Source organism: Clostridioides sp. ZZV14-6150 (assembly GCF_020657875.1).
In the GTDB taxonomy this organism is placed as follows: Bacteria; Bacillota; Clostridia; order Peptostreptococcales; family Peptostreptococcaceae; genus Clostridioides.
Map to the genome: position 1 here is coordinate 36,891 of NZ_JAGWDA010000020.1, position 20,188 is coordinate 57,078.

At 29.3% G+C, this 20,188-nt stretch carries 28 protein-coding genes and 1 pseudogene; all 29 read left to right on the top strand.

All coding sequences use genetic code 11. The features are described 5' to 3' along the window. The first annotated feature begins 29 nt into the window (after positions 1-29). The gene (locus KGF41_RS18155; RefSeq protein WP_227829881.1) at positions 30-632 is read left to right on the top strand and encodes a DUF4355 domain-containing protein; all 603 of its coding nucleotides are present in this window, start codon (positions 30-32) and stop codon (positions 630-632) included. 24 nt (positions 633-656) lie between these two features. After that, positions 657-1,580, top strand: coding sequence for a hypothetical protein (locus KGF41_RS18160; protein ID WP_021382814.1), 924 nt, complete (start codon positions 657-659; stop codon positions 1,578-1,580). Positions 1,581-1,591: 11 nt separating this feature from the next. Continuing rightward, the gene (locus tag KGF41_RS18165) at positions 1,592-1,873 is read left to right on the top strand and encodes a Rho termination factor N-terminal domain-containing protein (RefSeq protein ID WP_227829880.1); all 282 of its coding nucleotides are present in this window, start codon (positions 1,592-1,594) and stop codon (positions 1,871-1,873) included. Then, the gene (locus tag KGF41_RS18170) at positions 1,857-2,237 is read left to right on the top strand and encodes a phage head-tail connector protein (RefSeq protein WP_227829879.1); all 381 of its coding nucleotides are present in this window, start codon (positions 1,857-1,859) and stop codon (positions 2,235-2,237) included. The genes KGF41_RS18165 and KGF41_RS18170 overlap by 17 nt, the downstream gene beginning before the upstream one ends. Before the next feature lie 11 nt (positions 2,238-2,248). Beyond that, positions 2,249-2,596, top strand: a complete 348-nt coding sequence (locus tag KGF41_RS18175; RefSeq protein WP_227829878.1) for a hypothetical protein — start codon at positions 2,249-2,251, stop codon at positions 2,594-2,596. After that, the gene (locus KGF41_RS18180) at positions 2,596-2,952 is read left to right on the top strand and encodes an HK97 gp10 family phage protein (protein WP_169470315.1); all 357 of its coding nucleotides are present in this window, start codon (positions 2,596-2,598) and stop codon (positions 2,950-2,952) included. Before KGF41_RS18175 ends, KGF41_RS18180 begins: the two co-directional genes overlap by 1 nt. 8 nt (positions 2,953-2,960) lie before the next feature. Continuing rightward, positions 2,961-3,410 carry a DUF6838 family protein gene (locus tag KGF41_RS18185; RefSeq protein WP_227829877.1) on the top strand — a complete coding sequence of 150 codons (450 nt, stop codon included), beginning with the start codon at positions 2,961-2,963 and terminating at the stop codon, positions 3,408-3,410. Continuing rightward, on the top strand, positions 3,411-4,466 hold the full coding sequence (locus KGF41_RS18190; protein WP_227437124.1) for a phage tail sheath subtilisin-like domain-containing protein: 1,056 nt from the start codon (positions 3,411-3,413) through the stop codon (positions 4,464-4,466). A 15-nt stretch (positions 4,467-4,481) separates the two neighbouring features. Further along, on the top strand, positions 4,482-4,922 hold the full coding sequence (locus KGF41_RS18195) for a phage tail tube protein (protein ID WP_227437126.1): 441 nt from the start codon (positions 4,482-4,484) through the stop codon (positions 4,920-4,922). A gap of 15 nt (positions 4,923-4,937) precedes the next feature. Continuing rightward, on the top strand, positions 4,938-5,354 hold the full coding sequence (locus KGF41_RS18200) for a phage tail assembly chaperone (RefSeq protein WP_227829876.1): 417 nt from the start codon (positions 4,938-4,940) through the stop codon (positions 5,352-5,354). 26 nt (positions 5,355-5,380) lie between these two features. Continuing rightward, complete coding sequence (locus tag KGF41_RS18205) at positions 5,381-5,530, top strand: hypothetical protein (RefSeq protein ID WP_227829875.1); 150 nt, start codon at positions 5,381-5,383, stop codon at positions 5,528-5,530. A 3-nt stretch (positions 5,531-5,533) separates the two neighbouring features. After that, positions 5,534-8,923 carry a phage tail tape measure protein gene (locus tag KGF41_RS18210; protein ID WP_227829874.1) on the top strand — a complete coding sequence of 1,130 codons (3,390 nt, stop codon included), beginning with the start codon at positions 5,534-5,536 and terminating at the stop codon, positions 8,921-8,923. A 10-nt stretch (positions 8,924-8,933) separates the two neighbouring features. Beyond that, complete coding sequence (locus KGF41_RS18215) at positions 8,934-9,569, top strand: LysM peptidoglycan-binding domain-containing protein (protein WP_227829873.1); 636 nt, start codon at positions 8,934-8,936, stop codon at positions 9,567-9,569. A gap of 239 nt (positions 9,570-9,808) precedes the next feature. Next, the gene (locus KGF41_RS18220; RefSeq protein ID WP_255287872.1) at positions 9,809-11,338 is read left to right on the top strand and encodes an NlpC/P60 family protein; all 1,530 of its coding nucleotides are present in this window, start codon (positions 9,809-9,811) and stop codon (positions 11,336-11,338) included. Between the two features lie 14 nt (positions 11,339-11,352). Further along, entirely contained in the window at positions 11,353-11,679 is a 327-nt protein-coding gene (locus KGF41_RS18225; protein ID WP_227829871.1) for a DUF2577 family protein, read from the top strand. Beyond that, positions 11,679-12,110, top strand: coding sequence for a DUF2634 domain-containing protein (locus KGF41_RS18230; protein ID WP_227829870.1), 432 nt, complete (start codon positions 11,679-11,681; stop codon positions 12,108-12,110). Before KGF41_RS18225 ends, KGF41_RS18230 begins: the two co-directional genes overlap by 1 nt. Beyond that, the gene (locus tag KGF41_RS18235; RefSeq protein WP_227483715.1) at positions 12,103-13,155 is read left to right on the top strand and encodes a baseplate J/gp47 family protein; all 1,053 of its coding nucleotides are present in this window, start codon (positions 12,103-12,105) and stop codon (positions 13,153-13,155) included. Before KGF41_RS18230 ends, KGF41_RS18235 begins: the two co-directional genes overlap by 8 nt. A 1-nt stretch (position 13,156) precedes the next feature. Then, the gene (locus KGF41_RS18240) at positions 13,157-13,300 is read left to right on the top strand and encodes a hypothetical protein (RefSeq protein ID WP_227829869.1); all 144 of its coding nucleotides are present in this window, start codon (positions 13,157-13,159) and stop codon (positions 13,298-13,300) included. Positions 13,301-13,312: 12 nt separating this feature from the next. Then, a pseudogene (locus tag KGF41_RS18245) lies at positions 13,313-13,774 on the top strand (putative phage tail protein); the annotation flags it as partial. Continuing rightward, positions 13,775-14,860, top strand: a complete 1,086-nt coding sequence (locus tag KGF41_RS18250) for a phage tail protein (RefSeq protein ID WP_227850729.1) — start codon at positions 13,775-13,777, stop codon at positions 14,858-14,860. Positions 14,861-14,873: 13 nt separating this feature from the next. Next, positions 14,874-15,512 (top strand): hypothetical protein, encoded by a 639-nt coding sequence (locus KGF41_RS18255; protein ID WP_227830496.1) that lies wholly within the window; start codon positions 14,874-14,876, stop codon positions 15,510-15,512. Between the two features lie 9 nt (positions 15,513-15,521). Beyond that, positions 15,522-15,734, top strand: a complete 213-nt coding sequence (locus KGF41_RS18260; RefSeq protein WP_021402023.1) for a hypothetical protein — start codon at positions 15,522-15,524, stop codon at positions 15,732-15,734. Next, on the top strand, positions 15,734-15,916 hold the full coding sequence (locus tag KGF41_RS18265; RefSeq protein WP_227830497.1) for a hypothetical protein: 183 nt from the start codon (positions 15,734-15,736) through the stop codon (positions 15,914-15,916). The genes KGF41_RS18260 and KGF41_RS18265 overlap by 1 nt, the downstream gene beginning before the upstream one ends. Before the next feature lie 32 nt (positions 15,917-15,948). Further along, positions 15,949-16,164, top strand: coding sequence for a hypothetical protein (locus KGF41_RS18270; RefSeq protein WP_227829922.1), 216 nt, complete (start codon positions 15,949-15,951; stop codon positions 16,162-16,164). 13 nt (positions 16,165-16,177) lie between these two features. Then, a complete protein-coding gene (locus tag KGF41_RS18275) occupies positions 16,178-17,218 on the top strand; it encodes a hypothetical protein (protein WP_227829921.1) in 1,041 nt (346 codons plus the stop codon). Continuing rightward, a complete protein-coding gene (locus tag KGF41_RS18280) occupies positions 17,219-17,542 on the top strand; it encodes a hypothetical protein (protein WP_227829920.1) in 324 nt (107 codons plus the stop codon). Between the two features lies 1 nt (position 17,543). Next, positions 17,544-17,681 (top strand): XkdX family protein, encoded by a 138-nt coding sequence (locus tag KGF41_RS18285; RefSeq protein ID WP_227829919.1) that lies wholly within the window; start codon positions 17,544-17,546, stop codon positions 17,679-17,681. Positions 17,682-17,809: 128 nt separating this feature from the next. Then, positions 17,810-19,465, top strand: coding sequence for a glycine rich domain-containing protein (locus KGF41_RS18290; RefSeq protein WP_227829918.1), 1,656 nt, complete (start codon positions 17,810-17,812; stop codon positions 19,463-19,465). Between the two features lie 327 nt (positions 19,466-19,792). Beyond that, the coding region (locus KGF41_RS18295; protein ID WP_227857034.1) for a hypothetical protein at positions 19,793-20,188 on the top strand (396 nt) is incomplete at its 3' end.

Below are 20,188 nucleotides of genomic sequence, written 5' to 3' on the forward strand. Positions count from 1 at the left end.
ATGTACAAATTTATAAAAAGGAGAAAAATATGCAAAAAAGAGAAATGATAGAACTATTACAAAATATAGAAGACGAATCAGAGATAGATTCTTTATTAGAAAATTTAGACTTGTTTAAGTCAAAAGAACCCAAAAGTCCTACGATAGATGAATTTAAATCCTTAATTTTAAGTGATTCAAACTTTAAGTCTTTTATGGATAAAGAAAACAGTAAATATTATAGTGAAAAGTTAGAGCATTTCAAGAAAAATGATATGCAAACACTTATAAATGCTGAAGTTCTAAAAAGAACTTCTACAAATGAAACAGAGGAACAAAAAGCAATAAGGGAACTAAATGAAAAATTGGATAGATTAGAAAAAGAAAAAAGACACACAGAAATGATTTCTAAATATAAGGATATTTTAGTTGAAAAGAAAATACCTACAAACTTAATTGAATATCTACTATCTGATGATGATGAAAAAACAAATGCAAATATAGATATCTTTGAAAACTCAATGAAAAAATATATTCAATCTAGAGTAGATGAAAGGATTAAAGATGGTTCATATACGCCACCTGGAAAAGAAGGAGATAATGAACTATCAGAGGTTAGAAAGCAGATAAAACAAGGTTTAAATAGTTTCTAAAAAAAGAGGAGGATGATTTTATAAATGGCTAATGTATTACAATATGTAACGCTTTTTCAACAAGAATTGGATTCACAAATAGTGGTAGGTTCAACTACTGGATGGATGGAAAGAAACTCTGGTCAAGTTATATATGATGGAGGTAGAGAAGTAAAGATTCCTAAAGTGTCTATGGATGGTTTAGGGGATTATGATAGATCTAAAGGATACGCTCCAGGAGCAATAACACTTGAGTATGAAACTAGAAGAATGGAAATGGATAGAAGTAGAGAGTTTATGCTTGATTCAATGGATGTAAATGAAACAAACTTCGTTGTAAATGCCTCTTCTGTAATGGGATTATTTCAAAAGCAACATGTTATACCAGAAATAGATGCATATAGATACTCAAAGATATTTTCAGAAGTTTCTAAGGTTGATGAACGTGTAAAATATTCTTATGAAGTATCTGCTGCGAGTATTTTAAGTGAATTAAAATATCAGATAGCATCAATTCAAGATTCAACTGGTGATATACCTCTTATTATTAGTATGTCTAGTATAGTGGCAAGTATCTTAGAACAGTCTACTCAACTTGATGATATTGAATTTGGTGATGGAGATATAAAAAGAATTGTAAAATCTATAGATAATGTACCTATAATAAAAGTTCCATCAAAAAGAATGAAAACAGAATATATATTCATGGATGGGAAAACATCTGGTCAGACAGCAGGAGGTTTTAAGGAAGGGCCAAAAGCACTAGATATAAACTGGTTAATAACTCCATCATCTGCTCCAATTGCAATATCTAAGACAGATAAACCAAGAATATTCACTCCAGATCAAAATCAATCAGCTGATGCCTATAAAATAGATTATAGAAAGTATCATGATTTATGGCTATTAGATGAACCAATAAAACTTTGTAGAGCATGTGTAAAACAAGCAAAGGCTACTCAAGAGTAGAGGTGAAATAAATGTTTGTATTAAAAAAAGATAACGTTATTAGACTTGCTAATAATGAATATGAAAGTAATAATTTAGCATCAAAGGGATTTAAAATATATTTAGAAGAAGTGACTAAAGAGAATATTGATAAAAAAGAGGAAAAAATCGAAAAAGTTAAATTAATCTCTAATGATTTGTTTAATCTATCTAAACCAGAACTTATGGAAATTGCTAAAGGTAAAAATATAAAGGGATATTCAACTAAAACTAAAGAAGAATTAATCCAATTACTAGATGAGTACAATGCTTGATAGTATTAAGTTAATTTTAGGAATAGAAAATGATAGATATGATAAATTAATAATCCTTTATATAAATAAAATAAGTGAAATGGTTTTAGAATATTGTTCTAGACAGGAATTAAGTATAGCACTAGAAGGGTTTGTGGAAGAAAAAGTAATATCAATATTATCTTCAAGATTTGAGGAACTTAAGAAAAACAGTGGACTTGATAATCTAGAAAAAAACTTAAAAGCTATAACTAGAGGTGATACAAAAATAGAATATAATACTTTAACATTGCAAACTGCTGAAAATAGCATAAGTTCATCATCTTTTTTAACTGATGCTGATAAAAAATTTCTAAGTCCATTTTGTGTTGTTAATATGTACTAAGGGGTGATTAAGTGACAGAGGCAGATATATTAGAAATGACCTATCTTGATAAAATGACTATCATCAGAAAGTCAAAAGGTTGGAATCAAGAAACATGTTCTAATGATTTTAGTAATATTATTATAGCTGAGAATATCCCATGTGCAATTTCAAGAAAAGAAGAAGCCATTGTAAGTGGCGATATTGGAGTTATAGTCATAAATAGAAAGTTATTTTGTAGACCAGAAGTAGATATAAAAACAGGCGACACTATAAATGCAACTTATAGTCATGGAGAAGAAGCTATATTTAAGGTTTCTAGGGCAAATATATATCCAAGCCATATGGAAATACCTATTACAGAAGCGGAGAGAATATAATGGGAATAGATAATTTAGGAGTTTTTGAAGCATTAGCCTTAGATTTAAAGTTAAATGCATCAAATTTTAATAGAAAAATCAAGAAGTTTACAAAAGAAACTGGGCAAGAACTAGCAGAAAATATAAGAGATGAAACACCTGTGAGAACTGAAAAGTTAAAAAATGGATGGGAAGAAAATCAGCCTGAATATGATACTTATATTGTTGAAGATAAGGTTGAATATGCTACTTTAGTAAATGATGGCCATTCAACTAAAAATGGTGGCATTGTCCCTGGTTCTTTTATGGTTGAAAAGGGAATTGAAAAAACAAAAGAAAATATGACAAGCGCAAAAGCAAATTTATTTGATTGGTAGGTGATTGGTTGCTTACAAACAGAGATATTATAATAGCAGTTAATGAAAGAATAGAAAATGAGTTTAGAGATACAGATATTTTTATTAATGAGGATAATATACAAGGCTTTGAGGAGGCTTGTTTTTTTGTGCAACTTTTACCTGTTTCTAATAATATTGCAAATAAAGTTTTAGATACTAAAAAGATATTCATAGATATTGAATATTATCAAAGAGCTAGAAAAAATAAACTAAATCTATATGACATACAAAGTAGATTAGAAAAAATATTTAATAGAAATATAAAGGTTAAAGATAGAGGTCTAAATATAGAAAATATATCTCCTTCAATATCAAAAGATTCTGTAGGTTATAAATTAACTTTCCTAATTACTGTATCTTATTTTGAAGAGATTTACTTTAGTAAAGAAACATATGAAACTATGGAAAGTGTAGATTTAAAGATAGGAAGTGATTAAATGGGTTTACCAGAAATTAATATATCCTTTATTCAAGCTGGAAAAACTTTTGTTAAACGTTCTGGTGGTATTGTAGCACTTATTTTAAAAGATACAAAGAATACAGGATTGATTGAAATACAGGAAATAGAAGATATTCCAAATGGCTATTCTGCTGACAATTTAAACTATATAAAGATGGCAATGAGAGGAAATATATATCCTCCAAATAAAATATTAGTTTACACATTAGATGTAGATGAATTAATAGATGATGCTCTAGACTTTCTTGAAACTTGTGAGTTTAATTACCTTTGTATGCCAGAGGAAACAGAGCAAGAGTTGCCTAAAATTAAGGCCTGGATTAATAAGATGAGAGAAGATAATAAAATAAAGGTTAAGGCTATAACTGCAAATAATGTAGCAGATTATGAAGGTATAATAAACTTTACAACAACTGATATTGAAATTAATGGTAAGAAATATACTTCGAATGAATTTCTACCAAGGTTAGCAGGTTTTATCTCAGGAACTCCATCAACTCAGTCTATAACATATGCAAATATACCAGAAATAACTAACATACCAAAACTAACAAGGGTTGAAGCAAATACAAAAATAAATAATGGAGAGTTAATTTTAATAAAAGAAAGTGGCTCTATAGTTGTTGCTAGAGGGGTAACATCCTTTACAACAACCACAGATTCAAAAGGTGACATATTTAAAAAAATTAAATTAGTAGATACATTAGACCAAATTCATAATGATCTTAAAAAGATAATTGTAAAAAACTATATAGGAAAAGTCCCAAATACCTATGATAATAAGTGCTTACTTATAGTCGCAATACAATTATATCTTCAAGAATTAGAAAAAGATGGTCTCATTGATCCAGGTTCAACAGTAGAAATAAATTTAGATGCACAAAGAGAATGGTTAAAAAAACAAAATATAGATACATTTAATATGGAAGAACAACAAATAAAGGAGTATAACACAGATACTCTCGTTTTTTTAAAAGCAAAGATTAAATTAATAGATGCTATGGAAGATGTCTATTTAGACATATCTATGTAGTTTGGAGGTTATAATTTGAGAGCTAGAATGGAGACAAATAGAATAATATCTGGTACATTTGGGGAATGTTGGATTGATAACAGACAACTAACATCTGTAAAAGGACTAGAGGCGAAAATTGAAATAGAAAAAGAAGAAGTAAAAATTTGTGGTCAGGTAATGGTTGGACAAAAATTTATGGGAGCCTCTGGTAAAGGTTCAATAACATTATTTAAACTAAGTTCTTTATTTGGAGAATATATCGAAAGTATGCTAAATGAAGGAAAAGCATTTAGATTTACTATAATAAGCAAGTTACAAGATCCAGATTCATATGGAGCTGAAAGAATTGCACTTTATGGATGTATGTTTGATGATTTAACTTTAGCTGATTGGGAAGCAGGAAAAATGGGAGAAATAGAGGTTCCATTTACATTTGAAGGTTTTAAATACTTAGATAAAATCAAGGAAAAATAGGAGGAAATTTATTATATGAACACAGTTGAAAAATTATTAAAAATGGATGCAGGTAAATTAAAAATGCCATCTAGTATATATGAATTGTATTGTAAAAAGTTAGATGACACTTTAGAAATTGAATGTAATGCCATTGATCCAGAACGTTTTGATGAGATAAGAGTTAATTCAATGGATGTTGATAGTGGCAATTTAGAGAGTATTAATGTTTACGAACTTAAGGTGAACACAATACTTGAATCATGCCCAATGTTTAGAAATATGGAAGTTGTAGAAAAGTTCGGACTGGTAACTCCTAAAGACCTTATAAAAAAGTTACTATTAGCTGGAGAGATTGATAATTTATATGAAGAAGTTAATAAGGTAAATGGTATAGATGCAGAGGGCGATAGAAAAAGACAGAAGGAAAAAGATAAAGAAATAAAAAACTAATTAAAACGGATGGAAAAGTCAACTTAATGTACTTATTATTTAAGTATAAAGGGATAATGCCATCCGTTTCTTTTCACATGCTTAAAGGTGAAACAAAGATTGTTAGTGTTTTTATGGACCAAGAGTTGGATGAAAGAAAAGAAGAAATAAAATTTGGTGCTGGGAGGTTGTTTTAATCTATGAGTTCTAGTACAAAAGTTTTACAGGCAGTAATAAAAATGAGAGATGAAGCAAGTTCAACTTTAAGAAGAGTGACGGCTAATACTAGGGCTTTGCATGATTCATCCTCTCAAGCATCAAGAGCATTAAATAATGTCCAGAACAATTTAAAAAGTGTTGGTACAAGTGCATTAAAAGCAGGAGGACTTATAACTGCTGGAGTTGGTGGGGCATTTGCTGCTGCAACAAAAGTTGGAACAGAATTTGAAAGTGCCATGTCTCAAGTTAAGGCTACATTTGGAAATTCCTTAAAGCCAGGTGATTTTGAAGCTATGTCAAAGGCTGCTAGAGATGCTGGGAAAGCTACAACTAAAACTGCTGCTGATTCTGCCAATGCACTTCAATATATGGGACTTGCTGGATGGGATGTTCAAAAATCAATGCATGCCTTAATGCCAGTACTTAACTTATCAGAAGCAGCATCTATGGACCTTGGTTTAGCATCTGATTTAGTAACTGATAGTATGAGTTCTATGTGTTTAGAAGTTGATAAAGTAAGTAAAAGTGGCAAAGTACTAGCTGGCGCTGGATTAAGTGAGTACTTAGATAAGGTTGCAAATGCATCTACTAAATCAAATACAAACATACAACAGTTAATGGAAGCATTTAATGTTGCAGGAGGTACATTTAGTAACTTAAAAGTTCCATTATCTGAAGCAACTGCTATTATGGGAATACTTGCAAATAGAGGAGTTAAAGGTACAGATGCAGGCCATGCTTTAAACTCAATCATGATAAACCTTACAACAGGTGCAGGCCAAGCAGGTAAGGCAATGAAAAAACTTGGAGTAAGTGCATTTGATAATCAGGGTAAATTTAAAGGTATGTCAAATGTACTTAAAGAAGTTGCAAATAAAACAAAAGATATGACTGATAAACAGAAAAATTATTACTTAGCAGCCATAGGGGGAAAAACTCAATTAAAAACGTTACAAAAGTTACTTGATGGAGTTGGAAATGAGTATGATAGCTTAAAGAAAAAAATAGATAATTCAAAAGGTGCCTTAAAAACAATGTCTGATGTAATGAAAGATAATACTAAGGGTGGACTTGCAACCTTAAAATCAGCCCTTGAAGAAACTGGAATTACTATTTACTATCAACTAAAGCCAGCAATAGCATCTGTTGTTGATAATCTAACTAAAATGACGGTTTGGTTCAATAACTTAAGTGAACCAATAAAAAGAGTTATCACTAATGTAATGCTTTCAGTTGGAGCATTTGGCGTACTTTTACTAACTATAGGAGCAGTATCTTTAATTGTTTCAAAAGCTATAGGTGTATTTAGTTTCTTCGTTCCAATAATACTAAGAGCAAAAGTTGCTTTTAGAGCTTTTGTAATTGGGATGAAACCATTAAGTGCAGTATTTTTGGCTGTAATGGGTCCTATAGGATGGACTATAACAGCTATAATTGCATTGTCAGTAGCATTTACTGTTGCTTATACTAAGTCTGAAGTCTTTAGAAATAAAGTTAATTCATTAGTAAAATCATTTGTAGAATTCGCAAAACCTATAGTAAGTTTTTGTATGCCTGCACTTAAACAATTAGGTGAAAAATTTAAAGAATTATTATCTTCACTTGGACCATTATTTGCATCTATATTAAATTTAGGTAGTGTGATAATGAAGGTGTTAGGGCCTGTCTTAATTGGTGTAATAGGGTTTCATATAGCAAAATTAGTTTTAATTTTATCTACTTTGGCAACGGCATTTAGAGCTGTTGTAGATACTATAACTAATGTATTAAATGGTCTAGCATCTATTTTAAATGGAATATTTGATTTAATTATTGGCATTGTCACAGGTGATAGTAAAAAGATGATGAATGGAGTTAAACAAATATTTGATGGCGGAGTAAAAATTATAAAATCAATTTGGAAAGGTTTCATAGATTTTATAACTGCTCCAATAGAAGCAGTGGCTGATATTGTAGATAGTTTATTTAAGGATAAAGCGAAATGGCTTACAGATAAATGGAGAGATTTAAGAACCTTCTTAGAAAATCCAATTGAAGCAACCGCAAAAATATCTACTAAAACAAATGTGAATATACCTGGAAGTAAAGCGGCAGATGCAGCTGGAAAATCTACACCAAATACAGGTGGCTTAAAACAAACAATGGCAAATTTAGAAGGTTCATTTAGTAATTTTAAAACTTTTATTAAACCTATGACAGATTCTATAAGTCAAGGTGTTGAATCTGGAAAGACTAAATTTACAGAACTGCAAAATAAGATATTAAATGATGTTAAACCTGCACTAAAGATTCTAGAGGATTCTGGAGTAAATTTTAAGAATAAATTTAAGGAGTCAATAACTTCAATAAAAGATAAATTTAATGAATTAAAGGATATATTAGCTGGAAATATTAAAACAAATATAGATAATCTAGTAAAAGCATTTGAACCTTTAAAACCTCATTTAGATAATTTGAAAGAGTGTTTTGATAAGGTTAAAAAAGCAATTACTGACTTTTTTACTCCAGCCAAACAGGTTGGAGATACAGTAGACCAGGTAAGCCAACCAATGGACAATATGAAAAAGTCTACCGATGGCATAAAGTTAGCATTTCAAAACTTAAGTCAAGCACTTGCCCCTGTTAAAGCTTGGTTTCAAAGATTTATGCCTTTCCTATCACAAATAGGGCAACAATTATTACCAGCTATAGGAATAGCAATAGCTGGTGTTGTTGGTGGAATAATTTTAGCATTTATATGGTTTTTAAATACATTAACAGCAATAATAACAACTGTTTCTGGAATTATAAACGGAATTATATCTTTTATATCTGGAATTATAAATGTTGTAATGGGACTTATAACAGGAAATGCTGACCAGACAATGGATGGCCTTAAACAAATATTTGATGGCGGAGTAGGTATAGTTAAATCTATATGGAATGGTTTGGTCGATTTAGTTAGCGGAATACTAGAACCTGTAATAGATCTTGCTGATTCATTTTTTAAAGATAAAGTTAAAGGAGTAAAAGAGACTTGGAATAAACTTAAAGAATTTTTTAAACATCCAATTAAAGGAACAATAGAAATATTTAAAAAAGGTCCTAACTTACAAATAGGGAAAGGTGCAGATGCTGCTGGAACTAATACAAGAGGAGCGTTTGGTATAAATAGAATTCCTAGAAATGATTATCTAATTAGAGCACATGAAGGAGAAAAACTTTTAACTAAACAAGAGGCCAATCAATATAAGAGAAATAGCTCAAATGGAAGTTTATTTCTTGATAAGTTAGCAGATACAATAATTATAAGGGAAGAAGCAGACATAGATAAAATTGTAAAAAAACTAAACAGAAAAATATCTCTTGCAAATGCTGGAGGAGTTCTTTAGGAGGTATCTAATGGAAATATGGTTAAGACAAGCAGATAATGCATTTAGATTCCCTATTCTACCACCTTCTTTCGAGATAAATGGAAATGCAACAATAAATACATCTAACATATTAAGCATTGGAGATATCGCAGTATTTGGAGGGGTTGGACTTAAGAATATAGAAATAACGTCCCTTTTTCCAAGTCAAGAATATAGTTTCTGTAATTACAATGGATTCCCAAAACCTTATGATTGCGTAAATTTAATACAAGGTTGGATGAAAGAGGGATTTATATTAAGATTTATAATTACAGAAACTAATGTAAACTTTGAATGTATCATAGCAGATTTTAATTACAAAGAGCAAGATTGTTCAAGAGATGTTTATTTTACCTTAAGTTTAAAAGAATATAGAAGGATACAAATATCTAAAGTAAACATTAATAATGATGAAAAGTTATCTTCTGAAAAGAATGTTCCACTAACAAAAGGGTTTGATACTAAGCAAAAAACACATAAGGTTGTTGAAGGAGATACTCTTTTTAAGATAGCTAAGAAATATTATGGAAATGGTGACCTTTGGCAGAAAATTTACGAAGCCAATAAGGATAAAATTAAAAGCCCAAACATAATACAAAATGGATGGATTTTAATAATACCATAAAAGGATGGTGATTTATAATTAATAAAATCAAAATACAAGTTCATATAAAAAACGGAAATATATATAATATAACTGATTTAGTAGACAAATGTACCTGGTCTGGAGATTATAGATCACCATCAAGAACACTTGAATTTTCTATAATTCAATCATCATCTGATATTAACTTTAGGCAAATAGATATTCCAGTGGCAAGTACAATTTGTTTCTATGTAGATGATAAAGAGATTTTTAGAGGCATGATAATAGACAGATCTCTTGATTCAAGTAATAACAGTATTGATTTTACTGCAAAAGATATGGGTTTTTTACTTTTACAAAGTGAAGTTTCGTATAATTTTAAAGATAAATTAGTTGAAGATATTGCTAAACAAGTTTTTACAGATAATAAACTCCCACTAGGTAATTTACCTAAGACTAATGTTAAATACACTAAGATGTTTATTGGTGTAAATGGATATGACACTATAATGAGTGTTTATACAGAAGCAAGCAAAACAACAAAGAAAAAATACATGATAGAAGCCAATCTTGATAAATTTAATGTCATTGAAAAAGGAATTGTTACTCTAGATATTACCTTTGAAGAAGGTTTTAATCTTATTAATACAACTTTTTCAGAAAGTATGGAGAATGTTAAAAATAAAGTACTGGTTGTTGATCAGTATGGCAATAAGGTTAACGAAAAAATAAATGACTCTATATTTAAAAATGTTGGAGTAATTATGCAAAAGGTAATACAACAACAAGAAAATGACACTGTAGATATAGATAATGAGTTTAAAGACATAGAAAGAACTTGCTCTTTAAAAGGATATGGTGATATAAGTTGTATAACTGGTAGAGGTGTAAAAGTAAAAGATTCATATACAAAATTAATAGGACTTTTTTATATAGATACAGATAAACATATTTGGCAAAATGGAGATTATCAGATTGAACTTGAACTTAACTTTCAAAACATTATGGATGAAAAATCTGCTGGTCAAGATGAACAAAAAGAAGATGGCAGTTCAGAGTATACTGGAGGAACAGAGTTTCCTGCTGAATTTACGGCTTATTGTCCTAGAAAATCTGAGGGTGGAGATACAGATTGTAGAAAGAAAAAATTAGACCCTTCTAAAAAAACATGTGCCGCCCCTATGGTTGGTGCTTTCAAACAATCTTACTATACAAAAGATTTCTTAGATAAACATCCATTATTAAAATATGGTGATGAAATACAATTAGTTACAGGAGTTTCAAATCGAGATGGAACATACAAAGTAAATGATGTTGGATCTGCCATAATTATAGACAAAGATGGAACTTATCACATAGATATTTTATTTGGAAATGTAGAAGATATGATGGCTTTTGGAAGAAGAAAAGGAAAAATAGTAATAGGTGGTTATGCTGGAAACATGACAGAAAGAGCAAAAGCAGTAATAGCAGAGGCAAAAAAACATCTAGGAAAACCATACAAATGGGGTGGCAATGGACCAAGTAACTTTGACTGTTCTGGACTTATGGTATATTGCTTTAAAAAGGTTAATGTTAATTTACCAAGAACATCTAGTCAACAATCTAAAGTTGGTAAAAAAGTAGAACAAAGTAATTTGCAAGCAGGAGATTTAGTATTTTTCCATAATCCAGTTAGTCATGTTGGTTTATATATAGGTAATGGAGAATTTCTACATGCCCCACAAACAGGTGATGTAGTTAAAATAAGCAAAACAAGCAGTAGTTATTACACTAAAAACTTTGCTACAGCTCGAAGAGTTTTATAAAAAGAGGTGATAGAATGGCAGATCCAATTAATGAATTTATAGGAATAATGAGAAAAGAAGGTAAATATCATAATCAGCCTTCTTTTTTTATTGGTAAAGTTAAAGATAAATTGCCAGATTTAAAGATAGAGATAAATACTCTTTTATTGGAAAAAGAAAATCTTTTAATAGATAGTTGGATACTTAATAGTCAGATAGAAACATTTGAAACAGAAATAAATCAAGAACACAAACATAATATAAAAAATCCTTTTATTAATAATCTCGAATCTGGAGATATGGTAATAATGTTTAAAATAGGCGATAAGTTTGCCGTTGTAAGTAAGTTGGTGAGTTTATAATGAGTACAATCTTCCCTTTCATGGGTGTTCCAGAGGATTATACTTCTCCATCCAATGAAGAATTACCTATTTTCAAGGAATTTGCTTGGAATTTTGAAAAAGATGAAAAGATAATTGAAAATGGAGACTTTAAAGTAGTTGAAAGAAATGAAGCAATCAAAGTATGGATTTATAAAACTATAAAGACAGATAAGTATGTTCATTTAATATACACTTGGGATTATGGAACAGATATAAAAAATCTCATAGGACAAAAGTATACTAAAGGCCTTACTGAAAGTGAAGCAAAAAGGTATATACAAGAAGCACTCTTAATTAATCCATATATATTAGAAGTTAATGTAACAAATACAGAATTTAAGGATGATAATTTATCTATAAATTTGAATATAAAAACAATCTATGGAGAGGAGAAGATTACTTTTGTATGATAACCAAACATTTAGTACCTTAAATAATAGAACATTAAATAACATAGACCTTCCTCTTTACAAAGGTCAAGGATCTTCTCTTTATAATATAGTTTCACCTGTTAATTCAGAACTTGCACAGTTATATATAGAACTTTCTTATATACATAAAAGAGTTTTTATTCAAGATAATTTTGACGATTTTCTCGATAGAAGAGTCAATGAATTTGGAGTATATAGAAAGTTAGGTACAGAAGCAATAGGTGAAGTAACATTTGAAGGCAAAATGGGAACTCAAATACCAAATGGAACAATAGTATCTCACAGTGATTTACTATTTGTAGTTATTAAAGATATTACAATAGATGAAAATAGTAAGTTAAATGTAAGCCCTATACAGGCTTTGGAGGTTGGCGTTAAGTACAATTTATCAGCTAACACAGAATTTAAACTTATAGACAATATAAATGGTGTAACTAAAATTTATAATGAACTGGACCTAAAGGGTGGAACAGAAATAGAAACTGATGAAGAATTAAAAGAAAGGTTCTATAAAATACAAAAAAATCAAGCAACGAGTGGAAATAAAGCACATTACCAGTCTTGGGCTTTAGAGGTTGAAGGTGTTTATAATGCAAAAGTAATTCCTTGTTGGGATGGACCAGGTACAATTAAAATTCTAATTTATGGTCAAAACAATCAATCAGTTGACAATGAAGTATTACAAAGATGTGCTGAACATATAGAAGAAGAAAAACCTATTGGACCTACTGTTACAATTGTTACACCAAGTACTTTTGATATTACTATTAGTGCGACTTTAACACTTGAAAATGGATATGATATTGAATCCATAAAAGTTGTGTTCTTAGATATTATAAATTCTTATTTAATAGAAAATTCAAGAGAGATTATTTATATAAAAATAATGAGTTTATTAGCAAGCATAGAAGGAGTGCATGATATAAAAAATCTACTTATAAATGAAGATATTAAAAACATAATAGTTGATGAAGAAAAAGTTCCTGCTGTTTCAAATGTTACATTTAATATCGAGGTGAGTTAAATTGAAGTTAATTGACCACTTACCAAGTTTTGCAAACAATGAAATTGACATACAAATTCAAGATGCACTTGAAAATGAACTTCTAACATTACTTGATGAAAAGAATGATTTATTAGATCAGTTTTTTATAGATACAGCAACTTGAGGGCTTGATGACTGGGAAGATCTATTAAAAATAAAAACAAATTCTAAGTTGGATTTTAATACTAGAAGAAGTAATATAAAAGCCAAATTAAGAGGTAAGGGTACAACTACAATAGAAGTTATAAAGGCAATCTCAGAAGCTTACACAAAGACTAATGTTGATGTAGAGGTATTTAGTAATCTATTTAGTTTTACACTTAGTTTTATAACAAATAATTGTAGTTATAACACTATCTTGGAGTTAGATAAGAAAATAGAAGAAATAAAACCATGTCATCTTGAACACAAATTTGAGATGATTTTATTCAATAAAAATCACATGTTTGCAGGTTCTACAACGAATACAGGTGAAACAGTTACCATATACCCATATACTCCAACAAACTTTGAAAGTTTTGGAGAATTAACTATAGCTACAGGTAATGATAGGAGTATGGAAAAAGTAACTTTATACCCAAAACAGGAGGTGATATAATTGGCAGAACAAAAATATTATACCCTTTTAACAAAGATAGGTATGGCATCTATTGCAAATGCTACAGCACTTGGCAATAAAGTAGATTTGGTGAAATTACAACTTGGTGATGGAGCAGGAACAGAATATAATCCAACAGAAGAGCAGACAACACTTAAAAAAGTAGTTTGGGAAGGTTCTGTAAACAATGTAAAAGTAGATGAAGAAAATCCTAACTGGATAGTAATAGAAACTGTAATACCAGGTAGCGTTGGTGGATTTATGATAAGGGAAGTAGGTATATTTGACTCGTTAAATCAATTAATTGCAGTATCTAAATATCCTGAAACATATAAACCAACTGCTGATTCGGGAAGTGTAAAAGATTTAGTTATAAAAATTATTTTAGTAGTTTCTAACACTTCAAGCGTGAATTTAAAAGTAGACCCAACTGTTATTTTAGCGACTTTAAAAAACATACAAGAGTTAGACACTAAAATAGATACAACTAAAACAGAGTTAATAAGTAACATAGAAACTACTAAGACAGAGTTAAACACTAGAATTGACACAGAAAATGAGAAACAAAATATCAAAATTGACCAGCTAATAGCAGGGGGTTCTAATGTAGCATCTACTCAAACAATAGATATTGATGATTGGGTAGATGATGAAGAAGGTGGATTCAAGGCAACTGTAACACATAACTTATTAACACAAAGAATAGTTGTAAATATTATAGATGCTACTACAAAAGAGAATGTAGTTACAAACTTTAGGATTATAGATGATAATTCTATTGAAATTAGAAGTGAGACAAAAACTGAGTTAAATGTTTATGTGATAAATGGGAATGCAGAGACTCATTTTATTAATGCGACCGTTGATGATAATAGAGTGAGTGAAATGACTACTTATTCATCTAAAAAGATAACTGATTCTATTGGTAATATACAACTTGTAGATACCAGTATAAGTATTACAGATGCTAATAATAGATTTACAAGTAATAAGTTAGATGGGGTATTAGAAGAAATAATGGTAGAAATAAGTGGCCAAAGGACTAAAGGAATTACTATAGTAAATAATTTAATAGATATGATATAAGCGAGGTGAAAATATGACAACAAAGTTAACTGATAATGCTAGTTTAGAGGAACTTATGACTACATTAGAAAATGTACAAGCTGATTTTCAAACTGGTAAAAATAATATATCTAGTGCATTGGGTAGTCCTTTTATTGGAACAGATAAATTTGGTACAACTAAAACAAAAATAGAAACATTAAAAAATGTATTAGTGGAGACAATTAATTCTAAAAATGTTTCAGCAACATCATCTGAAACATTTACTAATTTGATTGAAAAAGTTAACTGGGTTTTTCAATCAATAGAAATTTTTTCTTTAAAAAATAGAATTCAGGCTACAATTGTAAACACTCCTAGCATCGTTTACAATGAAGTATCTAGTATAAAAGGCACATTAAGATTCACAGGCGAACTTCAATCGTCTAAAATGCGTGCTGATTATGCAACAGCAAAAATAGAGATACTATGTGGAAACCGAAAAGAATACTTTTATGTTACTGACAATACTCCTAGTGCATCTTCTGCTAGTCTAACATTTACAAAAGATATTATTGTTGAGAAGGGCATGGATATAAAAGTACAAATATTATTAACATCTGTAGGAGCAGGAAATTTAGATGGTTCATATGCAGCTCGTGCAGAAATAGAAGAATTAAAAATATTAAGGTAGGAATAAATTATGAAAAAACAAGTATATTATAATTCTTTAGATGAAAAAGAAAAAATAATTGATGAAAACTCTAATTTATATATTATAGAAATATATGAAACTTTAAATGAAAATTATTTAGTATTATCAAGTAGTCCAGCAGAAGACAAAGAACTTAGTTATGAAGAATTAGAAAATGAATTATTAATTATAACTAATGAATTACAGGGAGGATTATTATAATGAATATAAACAATGTTGTAGTAAGAATATTAGCAGAAAGGATATTAAACAGAGGATTAAATCCTTTGAAAAATCAAGAATTTCAACTAGATGATGTAACTAATACAGAGTATAGAAAAGCAGTAGAAGATTATATAATTAAAGAAAGTGGAGTAGTAGAAGGAAAAGAACCAACAATATAGAGGTTCTTTTTTATTGGAAAGAGGTGATTTAATTGACTTTTAAAGAGTTAGTTAACAAAGTTAGAAATCTTGTTTTAGAAGCAAAGAAAGTAACTATCGAAGATATAGAGAATAATTTTATAAGTGATAATGTAGAATATGCTTTAAAAGAATTAGCTGACAAACAAAATAATCTTAATGCAGAAATAAATGGTCAAAAAGTAAGAGGAATATCAATAGCGAATACATTAACAGATATGTTTTTGTGAAGGAGAGTGAATGATGGCAAAATTAAATGAAAATAGCAGTTTGAAGGAAATAATGGATAGTCTAGAAAATACTGCAAAGGAAATTGAAGAAAATAAGGTAATATATGATAATGCAATTACAGTAGTTGATAAAAAAACGAATTTCAATGACTCAAGCAGTATTATAAATATTCTTTATGATGATAGTTATATCTATGTATTAAAAGCATCGAAATTAGTAAAAACAGATTTAAATTTTAATGTTATTTTCTCAATAAGTTATCCTATTTTTAAATGTTTCTGTATTAGTGAAGATTATATTTATGCTTCTACAACAGAAAACATATATCAAATTAATAAAAAAACTGGAGCTGTAAATAGAACTATAACTAATAATTTTGTTGACAATATGTATTTTTATAATAATATTTTATATTGCTATAAAAATAGTACAGCTACTATGATACTAATCAATGCTTCTTCAAATTTATTTAGTATAAACTTAACTAAAGATTGTATTCCTCTTTCTATAAAAAGTTTTTCAGCAGTTGGAAATATAAAAGTAAATAGTGCAGGTATATATGTATTAGTACAAGATAGTTCTGACATAGCATCTATATATTTATTAAATCATAATTTAACTCAGAAAATTGCATCAGCAATTTTACGTGATAGTAATGGAGCACGTAAAATTATGTTATTAAATAACGAAGTTTATGTTTCTTGTAATCGAGGTCTTACAGGTTACCTAGGCGAAGGCTATCTTAATAAATATACTTCAAATTTAAGTTTGCAAATAAAATTATCAGATGATAAATATAAATATTTGATAGGTCTAGATAATGATAGTAATTATATTTATGCAACAAAGAGTCGATATGAACTTGAACACTCAAAAATAGTAAAGTTTTCAAGTAATTTAAGCGAGCTAAACTCATATGAGTTTGAGGGGTATGGTTCTCCAAATATAATTTATAAAAATTATAATATTTATATTAATGGTAATATTGATAATGGCACTATAGCAAGGCTGGCATTAACAAAAAAATTCTATGTGAAAAGGGAGATGTTTTAATTGATTTTTTTAGGTAATTTAAGTAATACAAATTATATAGATGTAAAAAAAGTTGGATTGATAAACTATACACCTTCTGATTTGTCTAGTGAGGAATTAAAGCAAGGAATACTAGTAGATAATATTATGCAAGAAGAACTTAGAGAAGGGTATTACTCTACTTTATACGTAAATACATTAACAAAAGAAACGCACTACAAATATGAATTAATAGTAAAAAGTAAAGAAGAGCTTGAAAAAGAAAACTTAATTAATAAAGTAAATTCTACAGAACAAACAATAGCAGATTTAACATTTCAATTAATGTCAAATGGGGTGATATAATATGAATTGGTATAAGATAATAACAGATTTCTATAGCAATGGGAATTGGACTAAAGATCAAGTTAAAACAGCAGTTGCAAAGACTAAGATAACAGCAACAGAATATAAAGAAATTGTAGGAGAGGACTATATAGCATAGTCTTTTTTTATTTCTAAAAATATATAAATTAATTAACATTTTGCCTACACTTCATATACACTTTGCAGACATTTATAGTTTTAAAATTAGGTACAATGAAACTATAAATTAAGAAAGAGGTGGATTAAATGGCAACAGTTTATGAATTTAATTATACAGGAAGTGAACAAAGTGTTACATTGAAACCTGGTAAATATAGAATTCAGTGCTATGGGGCTAGTGGTGGCTATACATCAAGAGCGGACTTTACACCAACATATAAGCCAAAAGGTGGTTACTCTGTGGGGGAAATTACATTAAAAAAAGATACTTTATTATATGTTTATGTAGGCAGAAGTGGAGAATCCGTTAATAGTCAATCTCGTTTATTTAATGGTGGTGGTTCTGGAGGTTATTCTTGTGGTGGTGGTGCTACTGATATAAGGCTAGTTGGTGGTTCTTGGGATAATGAACAAGGACTATTTTCTCGTATTATTGTAGCAGGTGGTGCTGGCGCTAATGCTGCTTATAACAAAAGTGAGAAAGATAGTTCTGGTGGTGGTCTAAAAGGAGGTAATGGTGGTGGTTCTGGTGGTGAATATACGCCAGGAGCTACTCAATATGATGGTGGTAGGGGTTCTTCTTCTGAATATGATGGTTCATTTGGATTAGGCGGTGGCTCTAATTATTCAAACTGTTTTTTTGGAGGAGGAGGAGGATGGTATGGTGGTGCAGGTGGTCGTAGCTCTGCTTATATATCTGCTTCTGGTGGTAGCGGATATATCTTAACTAAAGACAGTTATAAACCAAAAGGGTATACACCAACATCTGAGTATTATTTTGAAAATACTACCATGAGTATTGGAGGTAATACATCTATGTCTAATGGCTATGCTAGAATAACATTAATCCAAGCATTACCATTTTTGAACATATCCTCATATAATTCCACTACAGTAATATTTAAAGCAAACCACACAGACCCTGCATTATTAACTAAAATTGAAGTATTTATTGATGATGTATTAAAAGAAACTATCACAACAGATTTAACAATAGAGAAAACAATTAACTATACATTGGAAGATAATGCGCTGCACACACTTAAAATAGTTGTTACAGATAGTACTAATGTTATAGCAGAAAAGGTATTAAGTATAAGTAAGTATATAATGCCTTTATGTGATGATGCAAGTTTACAAGACATAAAAACCAAAATTAAAGAAATGAAACATGGTTTAATAAATGGAAAAACTTCTATAATAAATGTATTATCACTAAAGAATATTGAATCAAGTTTAAATAATTCTTTAGTGGAGTTGTCAGAAAAGATAAAGGGGTCATTTGATAGTTCAGATGCAAGTGTACAGGATTTACAAAATCAATTAATAGAAAAGAACAATACTATAAGTAATTTACAGGATTCTTTAAGAGGAAGCATGAAACTTTATTCAGGAACTGCAAATCTTATAAGCCCTTCTTCATATAAGAAATTTGATACTTATGAGAATGCCACAGTTGTTCAGTGTAGTTACATTTCAATTAGTAACATTACTTATAACCCTGTGATATTTATTGCATATAGTAGTATTGAAAGTGGAACTAATGACACACGCTCAACTAATGCTACAGCTATTTACTATAGTGGCCATTTTTTCTGTTCTTCCAAAAATACTGCACTTGGAAGACAAGTCTCCTCTTATCTTTGGAGTCTTAGCGAATTTAAAAATGGTAATACTATAACGTGTCCTATCATTGGAAGTGGAAGTAGTAAAATTAATTGGATTGCTTTGGCTTATAATTAATTTTATATTTTAGTACAAATAAGGTGATTTTAATGAATAAAGAACTTTTAAAAAAATATGTAATGACGCGAAGTAACAATAAATAATCATAATAAAGAGATAGAAGAATTAAAGATAAAATAATTGTTTTCGAAAAGTTCTGCAGTTAATATACAATTTAACATAATGCTACAAAAAGAGAACATATATTATAATAAATGTTCTCTTTTATCCCTAAAAATATATAAGTTCACTCACATTTTTCCTAAACTCTGTCTACACTTTGTAGATTTTTATAGTTTTAAAATTATGTACAATAAAACTATAAATTAAGAAAGAGGTGATTAAATGTCATATCCAGGTTTAAGAGTTCCATCGCTTTTTTTAGTAGAAAAACCATCTACTAAGACTACTATAAATGCTTGGAATTATGTAAAAGACTACCAAAATGATTCATATGGCTCGTATCGTATAACCAGTTGCTCATTAAATGATGGAAAGTCAACTATTTATGGAGAAAGGGCAGTTTATGATTTATATCCAGGTAATAGTTATAAACTTACTTATGGTTATTTCTTTACTCCAAATGGAGAAATAAATGGAATTAGAGATTCTGATACTTTCTATATACAGTGTCAATATAAGTCAACAACTCCAAGCATAAGTGGTGTAGACAGTTCTTTAGGTTCTAAAAGTAAGGGGTTTGATATAAATTATACAATAACAAATGAAGATAGTTACACA